Source organism: Achromobacter sp. (genome assembly GCF_050285565.1).
Classification (GTDB): domain Bacteria; phylum Pseudomonadota; class Gammaproteobacteria; order Burkholderiales; family Burkholderiaceae_B; genus Achromobacter.
This window is the reverse complement of sequence record NZ_JBLZXG010000005.1, coordinates 420319-435902: the sequence shown is the minus strand read 5'-3', so window position 1 is coordinate 435902 and position 15584 is coordinate 420319. Positions and strand designations below refer to the sequence as shown.

At 62.9% G+C, this 15584-nt stretch carries 8 protein-coding genes and 1 pseudogene; 6 read left to right on the top strand and 3 right to left on the bottom strand.

Going from position 1 to position 15584, the window contains the following annotated elements; translation table 11 throughout:
- Positions 1-24: 24 nt before the first annotated feature.
- From ACN6O8_RS13320 to ACN6O8_RS13300, 5 genes are all read left to right on the top strand, one after another.
- On the top strand, positions 25-450 hold the full coding sequence (locus ACN6O8_RS13320; protein WP_427991501.1) for a toxin: 426 nt from the start codon (positions 25-27) through the stop codon (positions 448-450).
- Positions 451-771: 321 nt separating this feature from the next.
- Complete coding sequence (locus ACN6O8_RS13315; protein ID WP_427991500.1) at positions 772-11556, top strand: hemagglutinin repeat-containing protein; 10785 nt, start codon at positions 772-774, stop codon at positions 11554-11556.
- Positions 11553-12044: a pentapeptide repeat-containing protein gene (locus ACN6O8_RS13310; protein ID WP_427991499.1), complete on the top strand. Its 492-nt coding sequence runs from the start codon at positions 11553-11555 to the stop codon at positions 12042-12044. Before ACN6O8_RS13315 ends, ACN6O8_RS13310 begins: the two co-directional genes overlap by 4 nt.
- Before the next feature lie 3 nt (positions 12045-12047).
- Positions 12048-12335, top strand: coding sequence for a contact-dependent growth inhibition system immunity protein (locus ACN6O8_RS13305; protein ID WP_427991555.1), 288 nt, complete (start codon positions 12048-12050; stop codon positions 12333-12335).
- A gap of 19 nt (positions 12336-12354) precedes the next feature.
- A complete protein-coding gene (locus ACN6O8_RS13300) occupies positions 12355-12549 on the top strand; it encodes a contact-dependent growth inhibition system immunity protein (protein WP_427991498.1) in 195 nt (64 codons plus the stop codon).
- Positions 12550-14069: 1520 nt separating this feature from the next.
- On the opposite strand, the pseudogene ACN6O8_RS13295 reads toward ACN6O8_RS13300, so the two are convergent.
- The 3 genes and pseudogenes from ACN6O8_RS13295 to ACN6O8_RS13285 form a co-directional block, all read right to left on the bottom strand.
- Positions 14070-14469: pseudogene (locus tag ACN6O8_RS13295) on the bottom strand (type II toxin-antitoxin system VapC family toxin).
- Positions 14466-14618 (bottom strand): hypothetical protein, encoded by a 153-nt coding sequence (locus ACN6O8_RS13290; RefSeq protein WP_427991497.1) that lies wholly within the window; start codon positions 14616-14618, stop codon positions 14466-14468. Before ACN6O8_RS13290 ends, ACN6O8_RS13295 begins: the two are co-directional and overlap by 4 nt.
- A gap of 115 nt (positions 14619-14733) precedes the next feature.
- Positions 14734-15072, bottom strand: coding sequence for a VOC family protein (locus tag ACN6O8_RS13285; protein ID WP_427991496.1), 339 nt, complete (start codon positions 15070-15072; stop codon positions 14734-14736).
- Positions 15073-15187: 115 nt separating this feature from the next.
- Here ACN6O8_RS13285 and ACN6O8_RS13280 point away from each other — a divergent pair, with 115 nt between their 5' ends.
- On the top strand, positions 15188-15574 hold the full coding sequence (locus ACN6O8_RS13280; RefSeq protein ID WP_427991495.1) for a YkvA family protein: 387 nt from the start codon (positions 15188-15190) through the stop codon (positions 15572-15574).
- The last annotated feature ends 10 nt before the right edge of the window (positions 15575-15584 follow it).

Here is a 15584-nt window from a genome sequence, read left to right as displayed (position 1 = left end):
CGATAGTGATACGCGTGCATTGCCATGAATGCCCTGTTTGTCGAACTGCCCGAGTTCTCGCGCCAGCGCGAGAAGTTCCTGGACGATGACGCATTCCGCGCGCTGCAAGGCATGATGTTGAAAATGCCGGAGGCCGGCGTGGTGATCGAAGGCACGGGCGGACTGCGCAAGCTGCGCTACGCCGATCCCCACCGCAGCCGGGGCAAGCGCAGCGGCTTGCGGGTGATTTATTACTGGTGCGACGCCGAACGGCAATTCTGGCTGTTCCGGCTGTATGTCAAGGTGGATGTGGACGACGACACCGTCGGCAGCCGAATCGTGTCAGGCAAGCAACTGGCGCGGGCGCTGGGCAAGGCGGGACTACCTATTGAGGCCGCGACGCGGCAAGCACGCAAGCGTTCGTCGCATTATCGGGCGCCGAAGCATTCGGCGAAGGTGGGAGCGGGCTGAACGGACGCTGGGCATTGCGGGAGGCCGGCGCGGGGCTTGCGATCTCGGTCCAGGGTGATTGCCGCCGATGCGCGCGCGCCCACACAACACGTCATTCATCCGATTTTCGCGCGTGTCTCGCCGAATCTCGGATCGTTCCTACGCCTTGCGCGAACTGACCGCGACTAAAAATGAAGTCCTGCATGGCGCTTTGCGAAACGCGCAATTGCCGATCGCAGATAGCGCCGGCGATTCGTCGCGGGCAAAGGGGTGTGGCGGTTCCTTGCGGTCTTCAAGACGCTTGCGATGCCCTTTCTCCTCGCCTTCTTCAACCGAGTACGAATGATGTCCAAGCTCCGCTCCCTGATCGCGTGGTCCGTGGCCTTCACGCAGGCCTGGGCGCCGGTGCTGGCGCAGACCCTGCCGATCTCGGTGGACAGGGGCGTGCCGGGCGCCAAGCCCTTCGTGAGCGTCAGCAACGGTGTGCCGGTGGTCAATATCGCGCCACCTTCGGCTGGCGGCGTGTCGAACAACCGCTACACGCAATTCAACGTCGGCCCGTCCGGGGTGGTGCTCAACAACAGCGGCGGCGCCAGCCAGACGCAACTGGCGGGGCAAGTGCCGGGCAATCTCATGCTGGGCAATCGGCATGCGGGCACCATTCTCAACCAGGTTACCGCGCCGAATCCGTCGCAACTGCTCGGTCCGCTGGAAGTGGCCGGCAATCGGGCCAACGTCATCGTCGCCAACCCCGCAGGCATCACGTGCAATGGCTGCGGGTTCCTGAATGCCGACCGGGCCACGCTGACCACCGGCAAACCACGCGTCGGGCCGGACGGCGGCATCGGCTTTGACGTGGCGGCAGGCCGGCTTGGCATCGAGGGGCAAGGCCTGAACGGCATGAACCTCAGCCAGGTGGACCTGATCGCGCGCACGCTGGAGATAAACGCGGGCATCTGGGCGGACCGGTTGAACGTGACGGCCGGCGCGTCGCGGGTCGACTATGGCACGGGCGCCGTCTCCGCGCAGGCGGGTGATGGCCCCGCACCCGCCGTGGCGCTGGACACGGCCGCGCTGGGCGGCATGTACGCCAATAGCATTCGCCTGATCGGCACCGAGGCCGGCGTGGGGGTGAACATCGGCGGAAATCTTGCCGCGCTGACAGGCGCCCTGCAAGTCAATGCCGCCGGCGACGTTCGCATTGCGCCGCGCGCCACCGTGCAGGCGGCCGGCGATCTGCGCATGCGCAGCGGTGGCGAGCTGGCCGTGCAGGGCGCGGTCGGCGCGGGCGCGTTGCTGAGCATGGACGCGGGTGGCGATGTGGCGGTGGGTCCGCAGGGCAGCCTGCGCACACAGGGCGCCTTGCACGTGGTCGCGGGCGGGGATCTGTCGATATCGACAAGACTGCTGATGTCCGGCCAGGACGCGCGCATGCAATCTGGCCGCAATCTGACGGTGGCGGGTCAGGCCGAGACGCCGCCACCCGTTCAAAGTGGAGCCGCCGATAGCGGCGACCGCGCCGACGCCGCTGCGCAAACCGGCGCGGCGCCGGTCGAGCCGTCCAACGCGCCGACCGACTCGCGCGGCGGCGTATCCCTGGAGGGTGGCGTGGTGTCCGCGAAGGACGGCGTCACGCTGCAGGCTGGGCGCGACCTGGTGCTGCCGCAACAGGTGGTTACGGCGGGAACGCTGCTGACCGAGGCCGACGGGAACTTGACCCTGGCGGCCGGCACGCAATTGCAGTCGGTCGGCAACGTGACGATGCGAGCGGGCCAGGATGCGACCTTGGATGGGGCCATCCTGACCGTCGCGGCACTGAGCCTGACAAGCGGCAATGATCTGGTGCAGGGATCAACGGGCAAGCTGCAAGGCAAGCAGGTGCAGGTCAGTGCTGGCCGCGATCTGGCAATGGGCGGCGCATTGGTGTCCATGGCCGACATTCACGCGCGCGCCACACGCGATACGCATGTGGAAGGCAAGCTCAGTACCGGTGGATCGTTGGATCTGGACGCCGGCCGCAATCTACGTATCGGCGCCAGCGGACAAGCAGACGCATCCGGCAAGGTACGCCTGCTCGCGGCAGACGACCTATCGCTGACCGGCACGACACGCGGTGACATGGGCCTGCGCCTGGAAGCCGGCGGCCAAATGGATTTGTCCGGCATCGCTGCGTCCGTCAACGGGCCCCTGGATCTGATCGCCGGACGTGGCATGAACCTGTCTGCGGACGGCCAGACGCTGGCGGGCAGCGTACTGCAAGCACGCGCGGGCAGCACGTTGATGGCGGCGGGCACGATGACATCGCTAGGCGACCTGATATTGGAGGCGGCCGGCAATCAGCAGCTTGCGGGCCAGCATTTCGCCGCCGGCAACCTGATCATTCAGGCGGCCGGCGGGTTGATCACCTTGGCGGGATCGCAGCAGCAGGCCAATGGTTCGATCCTGGCACGGGCGGACACCGGGGCGCTGGCGGGTACGTTGGTGGCGGGTCAAGCCGCGACGCTGCGAGTCGCAAACGACTTGACCGTGGATGGCTCGGTACTGGTGGATGCGGGAGCGCTCGAGGCCAGCAGCGGTGGCGCCATGACGCTCGGCAGTGCGAGTGCGCTGCAGGCCGGCGGATCACTGGCGGCGCAGGCAGGGAGCAAGCTGCTGGCGAACGGCACGATTTCCGGCCGGCAGGACATCACCCTGAAAGCCGGCACGAATGCGGAGTTGAATGGCAAGACCGTCGCCAACGATACCTTGCGCATCGACGCGAGCGATGATCTGACCATTGGCGAGACGGGCCTGGCCCAGGGCAGCGTCAGTTTGCTGCTGCGCGCGGACCAGGATCTGCGAATCGCTGGCATCGCGGGTACCGCCAAGGGCGCCGAAGTGGGGGCCGGCCGGGGCGTGCTGCAGGCACAGGCGGCCCGCCACTTGTTCATCACGGGTACTGCGACTGCCGGTTCGCCCATCATCTTGGGTGCGCAGCGCGATATCAGTATCGATGGTATCGCCACTGCGCTGGATGGCGGACTCACGGCCGACGCGGGCGCAGAACTGCGCGTCGGTGCAACCGGCAGGATACAGGCGTCGCAGAGCCTGAACGCGAGTGCGGGCGCGGACCTGGACGCCGACGGTGTCATCGCCGCGGGGGCGGGCTTGACGCTCGCCGCTGGCGACGATGTCCGCGTGGGAGGTCTGGCGGCCGCGCTTGGCGAGCATGCCGCGGGCGATGCCTCGATCACGGCTGGGCGCGACGTTGTCGTGAAGGGGAACGGCCAGTTTCAGGCGGCGGGAACGCTGATCGCCGACGCGCAGCGTGACCTGCTTGCGACCGGCGTCCTGAGTTCCGTGGGCGACATGCTGCTTGCCGCCGCACACGTCGCGCACTTGGAAGGATCCGCCGCCACCGATGCGACCCTGACGCTGACTGGCCGTGACGTGGCGGTTGGCATAGCCGGGCTGGCGCAAACTGGCCGCACGTTGAACGCCTCCGCGTCAGGGACACTGGAAGTGGCTGGCCGCATGCTGTCGGGCGGCTCGCAATCATTGACCGCGGGCGACACCCTCAGCGTCGATGGCACGGCCGCCGCGTTGCAGGGCGATCTCTCGCTGACCGCGCAGCGCGGCGACCTCGCGCTGCACGCTGCCTCGCGGCAGCAGGCGGGTGGTGGGCTGACGGCTCAAGCAGGCGGTGCACTCATCGCGCTGGGCTCGGTGGTCGCGCAACACGGCATGACCCTGCGCGCGGGCACCGACGCAGCGCTGGGCGGCCTCGCCGCGACGCAAACGGGCGATCTCGATATCCATGCCGCCGGCGCACTCAGCACCACGGCGGACGGCCGCTTGCAGTCCGGCGCGGCCCTGGACCTGAGCGCAGGCGGTGCGCTGGGCCACGCCGGTATCGCCACGGCGGCCGGGCGCGCTAGCCTGAAGGCCGGAACCACGCTGGACAACACGGGCTCGGTGCTGGCTGGCGGCGATCTGATCGCCAGCGCCGCCGGAAAACTCGCGAACGCCGGCCAGTTCGTGGCTGGCGTGGACACCGATGGCGCCCTCAGCCTGCCCGGCAGCCTCACGCTGGTGGCAGGTTCCATCGTGCACCGGGGCGCGAGTTTGGCTGGCGGGGCGCTGAGCCTGTCCGCGGATGGCCTGGACCTGACGGACGGCAAGGTGTCCGCCATCTCCAAGGTCGCGCTGTCCACGCCGGGCGACGTGGACAGCCGCAACGCGGTCGTCCAGGGCGGGACCCTGGACGTCACTGCCGCCAATCTGCACAACCAGGGTGGCGAGCTGGCTGCAACGAGCGATGCCGCGATCAGGCTTGGTGGAAATCTCGACAACACTGATGGGCGGATTACCGCAGCGGGCGCTGCGCGCATCGAGGCCGCTGCCATCGCCAACCGCCACGGGACGCTGGCCGGGCGCGATGTGACCATCACCGCAACCTCCTCCCCTGCCCCCACGGACGCGGTGGACAACCGCGAAGGCCTGATCCAGGCCGACAACGCGCTGACACTACGCGCCGCCAGCCTCGACAACAGCGGCACCTTGACCATGGCCGGCGAGCCATCCAAGGGCGTGCTGGCAAAGGTGGTCGACATTCTGGCGGACCGTGTTGGCAACCAGACGGGTTCCATGCAGGCGCGCGAAGACCTGACGCTGGCCACCAAGGACCTGGACAACACCGATGGCGAAATCGCCTCCCAAGGCAATGCGCGAATTCTTGCCGATCGGCTGGAAAACGCCGGGGGCAAGCTGTTGGCGGACAAGCGCCTGGCGGTGACCACGAAGGTCTTGCAAGGGTTGGGGACGTTGCAGTCGGCGGGTGATCTGTCGTTCCAATACGCCGGGTCCCTGAACCAGGAAGGCGACATCGCCAGCGGCCGCGACCTTGCGCTGTCCGTGGGGGGCGACATGGACAACCGCGCCCGGATCAGCGCCGTCCGCGATCTGACCATCACGGCGGACTCGCTGAACAACCAGGCCTCGGGCCAACTATTGGCCGGCGGCGCCAATGCCATCACGGTCGCGCGGGGCGTGGCCAACGCGGGCCTTATCGACGGTGGCTCGACCCGAATTGCTGCGGACGGCGTGGAAAACACCGGCCGCATCTACGGTGGCACGCTGTCCATCGAGGCGGGCGCGCTGGTCAATGGTGCGGGAGCGGGCGGTGGCGCCGTCGTCGCCTCGCGCGGGAACATGAATCTCGGGGTGGGAGCGCTCACCAATCGTGACCATGCACTCATCTATTCGGGCGCTGATCTGCGCATGGGCGGTGCGCTGGATGCGCAAGGCGCGGCTATCGATCAGGCCGCCTCGGTCTTGAATGCCTCGGCCGTCATCGAGGCTGTGGGCGATGCCGATATCTCGGCCGCCTCCATTCGCAACCAGAACGACCACTATGCCAGTGAAACGGTGCAGGTGTCGTCCAAGCCCAAGGTGTACTTCAGAACCCGCAACTCGCAGGTCATGTACGACGCCGATATGAACTGGTTATGCGAGACGGATCGGCTCGTGTGCGGCAAGGATCCGTTGACGTTCCTGGAGAACGATTCAAATCATCAGTTCTTGCTGCCGTCGGAGAAGTATCCGGCATCGCGCTACGGGCCGCCCTTCGATTATGCGCCGTTCGTGGTCGGTGATAAGAAAGGCCCGAATGTGCCTATTGCTCCGGCGGTTGTGCCCCGCATAACAGCTTGCGACAGCGCGGATGGCAGTCGGGGTTGCCAATTCGAGGGGCCATTGGTGAGCGTACACAGAGCCACCCGACCGATACATGTGTACGCCACGGACGCGAGTATCTGGCAAGTGTTCGGCGTGACGCCGCCGGACGGCCCGATGCCAACCTGGATCCCCTATATCGCGTGCAGCGACAAGCCAGGGGTGTGCGCCGAGACGCAGACCGCGCGCCGGCGTGCCTACGAGCAGGCCTTCGCGCAGTATCAGGCTCCGTTTAAGGAGTTGAACGCGCGTATCTACGCGTTCAACCAGGACTACAAAAGACGGCTGGTCGAAGGGTTCTATTACTACATCGTCACGGAAGCCGTCACCGAGACACGCACGACCGCCTCCGATCCCGCAAAGATCCTGTCGGGCGGGGACATGGCGCTTACCGGCGTGGTCACCAACGACAAGAGCCAGATTGCAGCAGGTGGGATGCTGTCTGTGCAAGGTCCGGCAATCGTCAATATCGGCGCGGCCGGTACCCGCACCATCACGCGTGCGGGTACGCAAGTTTTCACGGACGAGCATGGTCGCAGGCGCACGGAGAGTCGATCTCCCTATAACGAGACCATGGCCGCGGAGCCGATCGAGTTGCCGGTGGGGACGTCGGGCAGCAATGCCGGGGTTGCGCTCGTGGGTTCCAGTCCTGGCGCCAGTCGCCCGCCAGCGCCTGAGCCGGTACAGATCGCCAGCGTGACCCTGCCTGACGATGCGGCGGTGCGTAGCGTCTCCAATCCCGTCAGCATTCCGGACAGCCAGCTCTTTGCTGTCAGCGGCAAGCCGGACGCGCCCTACATTGTTGCCAACGACCCGCGCTTCGTCGGCCAGCATCCGTTGGTGTCCAGCGACTATCTGCTGGACTTGCTGCGCCAGCCCAGTGCTTCGCCGGACACTCCAATGGGCGACGCGACCGCCGGCAAGCCGTCCGACGCGCGCTTGCCGGATTGGAGCGCCCTGCTTCCCCCTGGCGCAGGATTTCTGACGCCCACCGGCCAGCCCAGGCGCCTGGGCGACGGTTTCTATGAGCAGAAGCTTGTGTCTGATCAGATCCTGGCTTCCTCTGGCCAGCGTTTTCTGGAGAATTACAGCGACTACGACGCGCAATACAAGGCGCTGATGACCGAGGGGGCGCGGTTCGCCCAGCGTAGCGGCTTGAAGGTCGGGGTGGCACTGAGCGAGGCGCAGCAGCGTCAATTGACCGCCGACCTTGTCTGGTTGGTGGAAGAGACGGTCACGCTGCCTGATGGCACGACCGAAGCCGTGCTGGTTCCACGGGTCTACCTGCTGGTTCGGCCGACCGACCTGAAGGGCGACGGCACGCTGATGGTCGGGCGCGACGTGACACTGGCAGCCGAGGACGACATCGTCAACAGCGGCACCGTCGGCGCGCGCAAAGCGGCCGTGATGGCGTCGGCCAACATTCTGAATCAGGCTGGCGGCCGTATCCAGGGCGCCCTGGTCGACCTTGCCGCCCGCGAGAAACTGACCAATCTGGCCTCGCTGATCAACGGCGATGAGGTCGCGCTATCGGCGGGCCGCGACATTGCGCTGGCATCGACAACGGGATCCGAGAATTTCGGCAGCACCTGGGGCACGCATCTGAGCGGCGTGGCCCGCGTGGATGCCGGCAGGCTCTACATGCAGGCGGGACGAGACATCTCCCTGACCGCCGCGCAGGTGTCGGCCAGCGAGGATGCGCGTTTGCAGGCCGGACGTGACATCAGGCTCGAAACAGTCGCTCAGAACCATGGCGAACGCATAGCGGGCGATGCGCGCAATCGGCATGAACTGACCGCCAGCCGGGAGGTCGGCACGACAATCACGGCCGGCGGCGATATGACATGGATCGCGGGCCAGGACGTCGATGTGCGCGCGGCGGACGCGACGGCCGGCAAGCAATTGGCGGTCTCCGCGGGACGGGATATCAACGTGGCCGCGGGGGTGGCAACGGGTTCCACCTATGCCGAGAGCTACCGGAAAAAGCGCGGATTCCTGTCGAGCAGGACCTCCCACACCATCAGTTCCACGGCCTGGGAACAAGCACAGGCCTCGACGCTGACGGGTGACACGGCAGTGTTGACCGCGGGACGCGACCTGAAGGCGGCCGGCTCCAACGTCGGCGCGCGGCATGACCTGACCGCATCCGCCGGGCGCGACGTGAACATTCAGCCCGGCGAGAACACTTCCGACCGCTATGACTACAAAATGGTCAAGAAGTCGGGCTTGGGCGCGATGGGCGGGCTGAGCTACGGCACGCGCAGGCAAACGGACTCGCTCGATGGCAAGAAGACGTTCCACACCGCGAGCACGGTCGGCAGCGTGGAAGGGGATACGCTGATCCGTGCCGGGCAGTCCCTCGATGTCGTGGGCAGCAACGTGTTGGCCCGCCAGGGCGATGTGACGCTGATCGGCAAGGAAGTGAACATCGGCGCCGCGCACAATACCGGCCGCGAGAAGGAATTCCATGAGATCAAGCAGAGCGGCCTGACGCTCACCGCCAGCAACCCCATCGTCAGCGCGTTGCAAACGGGCGCGCGCATGGCCGAGGCGTCGGGCAAGACCGACAACGCCGTCATGAAGGGCCTGGCCGGCGCCACGACAGGCCTGGCGGCGGTCAACGCGTACGATGCCGTGCGCGCCTCGGCCAAGGCCGCCGACGCGGCGGAATTGGCCAAGCCCGGGTCGAGCAACCCTATCGATCAGGTGGGCGGCGTCAGCATCAAACTCAGCCTGGGCGCCAGCAAAAGCAGCAGCACAACCGATCGCAGTGTGTCCACGGCCTTCGGCTCGGCGGTGACGGCCGGGCGTGATGTGACGATCGTTGCCCAGGGCCCGGGCCGGGATTCCGGCATCAACCTGATCGGTTCAGACCTGTCCGCGGGCAACAGCGCAGTGCTCAAGGCCGAAGGCGACATTCTGCTGCAAGCCGCGCGCAATGCGGCCGAACAGAAGACGGACAGCAAGAGCAGCAGCGCCAGCATCGGCATCGGTTACTCGACCGGCGGGCAGCAGAACGGCTTCACGCTCGAACTGGGCGCTTCGCTTGGCCGCGGCAAGGCCGAAGGCAAGGACGAAAGCTGGACCAACAGCCACGTCTCGGCCGGCAAGGTGTTGGCAATCCAGTCGGGAGGCGACACCACGCTCAAGGGGGCGACGGGCGAAGCCAACCAGGTCATCGCGTCGGTGGGGGGCGATCTGCTGCTCGGGAGCCTGCAGGACAGCAGCCAGTACGCCTCCAGCAACAAGAGCGCCGGCTTCGGCGTGAGCCTGTGCATCCCGCCCTACTGCGTGGGGTCGAGCAGCGTCTCGGCCAACGCCAGCACGGGCAAGATCAACAGCAACTTCCAATCGGTCACGGAACAGACAGGCTTGCGCGCGGGCGATGGCGGCTTCCAGATAGACGTCCAGAACAACACCAAACTGATCGGCAGCGTCATCGCCAGCAGCGACCGGGCGATCGTCGATGGCCTGAACCAGCTTGGCAGCGGCACGCTGGTCACCGAGAACATCGGCAACCGTGCCAAGTACAGCGGCAGCCAGGTGTCGATAGGCGGGGGATTCGGTTTTGGCGGCGGCAAGGGCGCGGACACCGGGTTGGGGACCAGCAAGGACGGCGACGTGGCCGGCGGCGCGAGCAAGCAGCATGGCTCGTCCATCGCGACGGACGGCAACGGCTTCGGCATGGGCGCGCCGGTGATTGTCGCGGCGCGCGGCAGCGGCGGCTCGACGACGCAGAGCGCCATCAGCGCGGGCGCGCTTGTGATCCGCGATGAGGCCGCGCAGCAGGACCTGACGGGGATGACGGCGGTCCAGACGGTCGCCGCGCTGAATCGGGATGCCTCGGATACGTTGAATGCGCTCAAGCCGATCTTCGACAAGGAGAAGATCGAGGCGGGGTTCGAGATTGCGTCGGAGGCTCAGCGGCAGGCCGGGCAGTTCCTGGCGACTCGGGCCAGGGAAGCGAAGGCGCTGGAAGACGCGCTGGATAAGGAGCCCGAAGGTGAACGCCGGAAGCAATTGGAACTGGCCTATGCGGACGCCAAGAAATGGCAGCCGGGTGGAGAGAACCGTCGCTGGCTGGCCGCGATCGTGGGAGCCGCTAGCGGCAATGTGACGGGAGTTGCCAGCGACGCGATACAGGCGACCGCGGTCAATTATCTGCAAGGATTGGCGGCGTCGGAAGTAAAGACGATCGTCTCGGCACTGGGGGATGGTCCCACGGCGGAGACGGCTCGCGCCGCCATGCACGCGATTGTGGGCTGCGCGGGCGCGGCGGGCAAAGGCGGCGATTGCGGCGCGGGCGCATTGGGCGCGGGTTCCGGGGCAGTGCTGAATGCACTGTTGGCAGGCGATGCCTCGAAGATGACCCCAGAAGAAAAGGAGGTGCGTCGCAACCTGGTCGGATCACTGGTGGCGGGAATCGCGGAAGCGTCAGGCGTGCCGGGCGCGGAGGCGGTCTTCGCGGCGATCAATGAGACGGAAAACAACTATCTCAGGCCTGATGAAATGAAGTCGTACCTTGCGGCGCGGCAGACATTGAAGGATTGCGCCGGGGATGTTTGCGCCCAAGCCCGCAAGGAAGTGGATCGGCTCAATGCTATCAGTGTGAATCGCAACAATGGGGCGGAACGGGCTTGCCTTGAGAACCCGGACGCCTGCGCGGTGGTGGCACAAGTGCTGCGCGCCGACATCACGGCCTTGGAGGCACAGGCCAAGAGCCTGGACCGCACGGAAGCAGCCACGGCCGCCAACAATCTGCTGCAGGCGCGCACCCAGTACTACACGAACTTGGAGTCGCGGGCGCTTGCCGCCGAGCAGGCGCGCGAGCGCGAGGGCCTGGGATCATGGCTGGGTTCGCTGTCCAAGGAAGACCTGTCTGCGAGTGGCTATCTGACGGCGCAGGAGGTGCAGGATCTGGAAGCGATGAGAAGCCAGGGACTGAAGGTGGGGGTTCTGGCGGTATTGCCGTGGGTGGCCGATGGCGTGATGAAGGGGATAGGATCGGTTGGAGGACGGCAAGTACGTTCAACGGCTGAGAATGTGAAGCCTGCGCCTTTGAATGTTTTAAAAGGAACGGCGACAACTGGGAAGCCTCTCGTCTCTAAAGGCTCTGAGGTAACTCCCGAAATTATTAAAAAGGCATTGCAAGGTGATCCCGCCACTAGTGCGCAAGATTCTGTCTCATTGCCAGCCGTACAAAGATATGTTGATAGGCTTCTTAAGGGCGATATTGCCCCCGCAATTAAAATGGATGGAAAGGCAATTATCGATGGAAATCATCGTTATATTGCAGCAAAAATATTGGGAAGAAATCCGGAGGTTGCTCCTGGGATTCTGTCTTCGAGTAAAGTTAGCCAAACTAGACCCGTATCTGATGTTAAGGTTGATCTAACCGATTGGGGGAATCAATGATAAAAATATATTTTGAGACGGGTGAGGTATTAGCTTTGCCTGTCGAGACTCTTAGCGGTTCGAATTTGAAAGGACTAGAGCTTCATCGTGCAATTTTTGATGAATTGGATCTTACGCGAGCTGATTTTACTAAATCGAATTTGAGAAACGCGTCTTTTATAAATTCAGTTTTATTTAAATCGGTGATGAATAACGCGGCGTTAATGAATGCTGTTCTTATTGGCGCAAATATGGAGGGGGTGACCATGTCGGGGGCGGTAGCTATCTCTGCAGATTTCTCTAAAGCTAATCTGTCTGCCGCCAATTTAGATAATGCTGATGTTGGCGCTGCCAATTTTTTTAAAGCAAATCTATGTGGGGCTAACTTGAGAGCAAACCGAATCGATAAAGCTAATTTTACCGATGCGCTTTACGATGACCGAACAATCTGGCCGGCAGGATTCGATCCTATTGAATGGGGAGCTATCAAGGTTGAACGTGCTTTATAAGAGCTGGCTCGTGATGTTACGGGAGATATTCTGATCGGTCCGCTAAGGAGGCAGAGTGAGCGTCCCTCCTTAAGAAGGATCGGCGTTCTGGACTTCCTGCCGGACCCAAAAGGGAAAAAGTGCTTGTTGCCGCCGTCTTCTTTTGATGCTGAGCTGGGCTTAGCTGCAGTTGAAGCGCTTTGTGCGAGTCGCCAAATTGACCCCAAGAACGATCCGAAATTTTTCGATATTGCTGGGAGAGTCGTTCCGCAATACAAAAAATGGGTGGCCGAAATGATGGAGAGGTTTTGAGTATAAAACCAAGCGCTCCATGTTCAAGGATATGAAAAGTTGTTCAGTGGAATTGATGGGGGATTCACTTGTAATGCAGCCCAGCCATCACGAGAAGCTGGAAGCTTGGAGCGGAGAGGGATTGACCGAGAAAGATTATGTCATTTTGGCTGCCGATAGCTCCCCGAAACAAGTCGGTGCCGCATTGCGGTTAACTTTCACCAGATGCACGTAACGGTCGCGATCAATTATCTCCAAGGATGGTGGCGTCGGATGTAAAGACGATCGTTCCGGTTTGAGAGATGGTCCCAAAGTGCAGGCGGCACGCGCTGCCATATACGCGATTGGGCACTTCGCTCGGCCGGCAAGGTATTGGCTATCCAGTCGGGAGGCGACACCACGCTCAAGGGGGGCGACGGGTGAAGCCAACCAGGTCATCGCGTCGGTGGGCGGCGATCTGCTGCTCGAAAGCCTGCAGTACAGCAGCCAGTACGCCTCCAGCAACAAGAGCACCGGCTTCGGCGTGAGTCTGTGCATCCCGCCCTACTGCGCGGGGTCGAGCAGCGTCTCGCTGGGGGCAGGTCAATGACATTAAAGATCAACTGCTACTCAGGGATATCGAGTTAGTGGCAAGGAAATATCCTTCGGCAGTTCCTGTGGTACGGGTCGTTGTAGGCAGGATATTGTGGCTGAAGCTCCTGAGCCGGAAATCTCTAATTCTGATCCGGACTAATTCGGGGTTAGGGTCAACGGAAACGCTGCTGGGATGGCGAGTTCAATCGATCCGATTTTTGATCCTGCCCAGAATGCATGGTGGGGCGCACATAACATTAGGGAAAGATTTTCTGGAGAGTAGTCTTGATGCATTTAATTGCAGTGGACTTAACTGCCTTTGGCATGCTGGTTATTTCTATCCTATCGCTGGGCCTCACGTGGTTTTTATTTGGGCGAAAAGAAATAAAAGGATGGTTCGGGGGATTCATGTATTGGTTCAAGTCTTCCCTGGTAAGTGGGTTGCTCGTGTTCATATGGATGTGCATACGCTGGCCTTGGGCGAGCAAGTGGCCATTGGCATTATTTTCTCTTGGAGTTGCGGGGTTTATTGCCTTAGTTAGATCAGATGCCATTCTTCTATTTTTTTGGTAGCGGCCGCGGCTGCTGTCATTTGGCAGGAGTTGCAGATATCAAATTTGGAATGCTGGCTGGATTTGGTATGTCGGCTTTGTTTTAAATGGGTAGAAGAACGTGTTTATAGAAAATGGAAACTTCAAGCGCTGGGTACGCGTCCTACTCTCCCTTGTGGGCATTTCGTTGCTACTTGGTGGGCTTAGGTATGGCTCCTACCTCGTGATTTTGTTGGGCTTCTTGATCGGTTCAGTCGGGATGTATGCATCGAAGGCGTCGATGCTAGGCATCAAGCCATTTGCTGATCGCCCCAAGGTGCAGTCAAAGTATGGCGCTGACGATTCTGATACGCCATAGAACCCGAAGCTGAAGTTTGGCCAGAAAGCGATGAATGAGCCAAACGGCCCACGCGCTCCGTTATTTCAAGGAGCGGCGAAAGGAACTGATATCTGAGGATTGCCAATGGGGGGAGCAGTTGGGCAGACCGAACCTCAACGCCTCCAAGGCTGGTGGAGGGGTGATCTAGCCTTGAACGCGGCCGAAGTTGCTCCGTCGAATGGAGCTATTGCAGATTGGCGGTATGGGGCGCGTGGTCTCGATGCTGCAAAAGAACGAGACGATGTGCTCGATTCAGGCCAGCCAGTTTTCCACGACGAGCCCGGGGATGCGTTCGAATTCCCGGGTATTACCCGTCACCAGCGTCAGCCCGAGCGTGCAGGCGTGCGCGCCTATCCACAGATCGTTTGCGCCAATCGGCTCGCCAGCGGCTTCCAGTTCGGCGCGCAGGTTGCCGTACTTGATGTCGACGGGCACATCCAGGGGCAGGACGGGGAGCGCGCCCAACAGGCTTTCGACTTTCGCTTGCAGCTTCGCGGACCCCTTTTTGGCGCAGCCGTAGCGCAGTTCCGCCGCGACGACGACACTGGTGACGATCACCTTTGGGCCTACTCGCTCGATGTGGCGGGCCGCCGGGCCGTTGGGATCACGCAGCAGCGCACTGATTGTCGGTGTCCAGCAGATAACCGCTCACGGGACGTCTTCCGACTTGAGCGGCGCGTCGGCGATGTGTGGAAATTGATCTTCCGGCCCAAGCGGTTCGTCCTGTCGCCATTTGGCCAATAATTCCACGATGTCGCGTGGCCCGATTACCGGTTCAATAAAGAGGGATTGGTCTGGCATGGTGGTCGTCTATCGCCGGTCACAAACGCTGCAACCGACTTTTGCAGTCGATTGAAGGTAGCACCAGGGTTGCTCATCCCACATAGCGGCTGGTCTGATTTTCCACGGGTCTTCGTCACACCCCCTGCACAAACGCCAGCGTATATCCGTTGCCATCCACCAGCCCGAACTCATGGGAGCCATAGGCCATGCGTTGCAACGGCCAGGCGATGGGTGTCTTGTCCTTGACCTGCCGGTAGAACGCTTCGACATCGGGAAGCGAGAAATACAGGGTGCCGCTGAATCCCGGCGCCCGCCTCCACAGATCGAGCGTGGTGAAGATCAGCCGGCCCCCGTGTTGCTCCACCGTGAGCGTGCCTTCGGCGGAGTCGGTGACGTTGAAGCCAAGCACAGACCCGTAAAAGTCGCGGGTTGCGGCGAGATCGGTGGTGTGCAGCAAGGCGGAAAGCGGCATGGCGATGTCCTGCGCGATGTGGGGCTATACGATTCTTTCATGGATCGCCCGATCACGTTTTATCCTTCGGTTATCAACCTGGAATTCATCGCCCTTCCCCCGAGCCGCAGAGCCCATGCCAACCCGCGACCGCCTCAAGACCTGGGCCAAACGCATCAAGCGCGACGGCCTGACCCTCTGGTTCGCCGGCAAGCACCCCCGCACGCCCTGGCACGCCAAGGCGCTTGGCGTGTTCGTGGTGGCCTACGCCCTCAGCCCGATCGACCTGATTCCCGACTTCATCCCGGTGTTGGGTTATCTGGATGACGTGCTGTTGCTGCCGGGCCTGATATGGCTGACCATCAAGCTGTTGCCGCCCGACGTTCTACAGGAATGCCGCAGCCAGGCGGACGCGTGGATAGAGGCCAAGCGTGAAAAGCCGCGCAGCCGGGTGGGCGCGGTGGTGATCGTGGTGTTGTGGGTTGCAGTGGTGGCGGCGCTCGGCTACGGGCTATGGCGCTGACGCGGCGCCC

Bases quoted from the DNA above. Each gene is read 5' to 3' on its own strand.
- ACN6O8_RS13320 (WP_427991501.1), top strand. From the start codon at position 25: ATGAATGCCCTGTTTGTCGAACTGCCCGAGTTCTCGCGCCAGCGCGAG.
- ACN6O8_RS13315 (WP_427991500.1), top strand. From the start codon at position 772: ATGATGTCCAAGCTCCGCTCCCTGATCGCGTGGTCCGTGGCCTTCACG.
- ACN6O8_RS13310 (WP_427991499.1), top strand. From the start codon at position 11,553: ATGATAAAAATATATTTTGAGACGGGTGAGGTATTAGCTTTGCCTGTC.
- ACN6O8_RS13300 (WP_427991498.1), top strand. From the start codon at position 12,355: ATGTTCAAGGATATGAAAAGTTGTTCAGTGGAATTGATGGGGGATTCA.
- ACN6O8_RS13290 (WP_427991497.1), bottom strand. From the start codon at position 14,618: ATGCCAGACCAATCCCTCTTTATTGAACCGGTAATCGGGCCACGCGAC.
- ACN6O8_RS13285 (WP_427991496.1), bottom strand. From the start codon at position 15,072: ATGCCGCTTTCCGCCTTGCTGCACACCACCGATCTCGCCGCAACCCGC.
- ACN6O8_RS13280 (WP_427991495.1), top strand. From the start codon at position 15,188: ATGCCAACCCGCGACCGCCTCAAGACCTGGGCCAAACGCATCAAGCGC.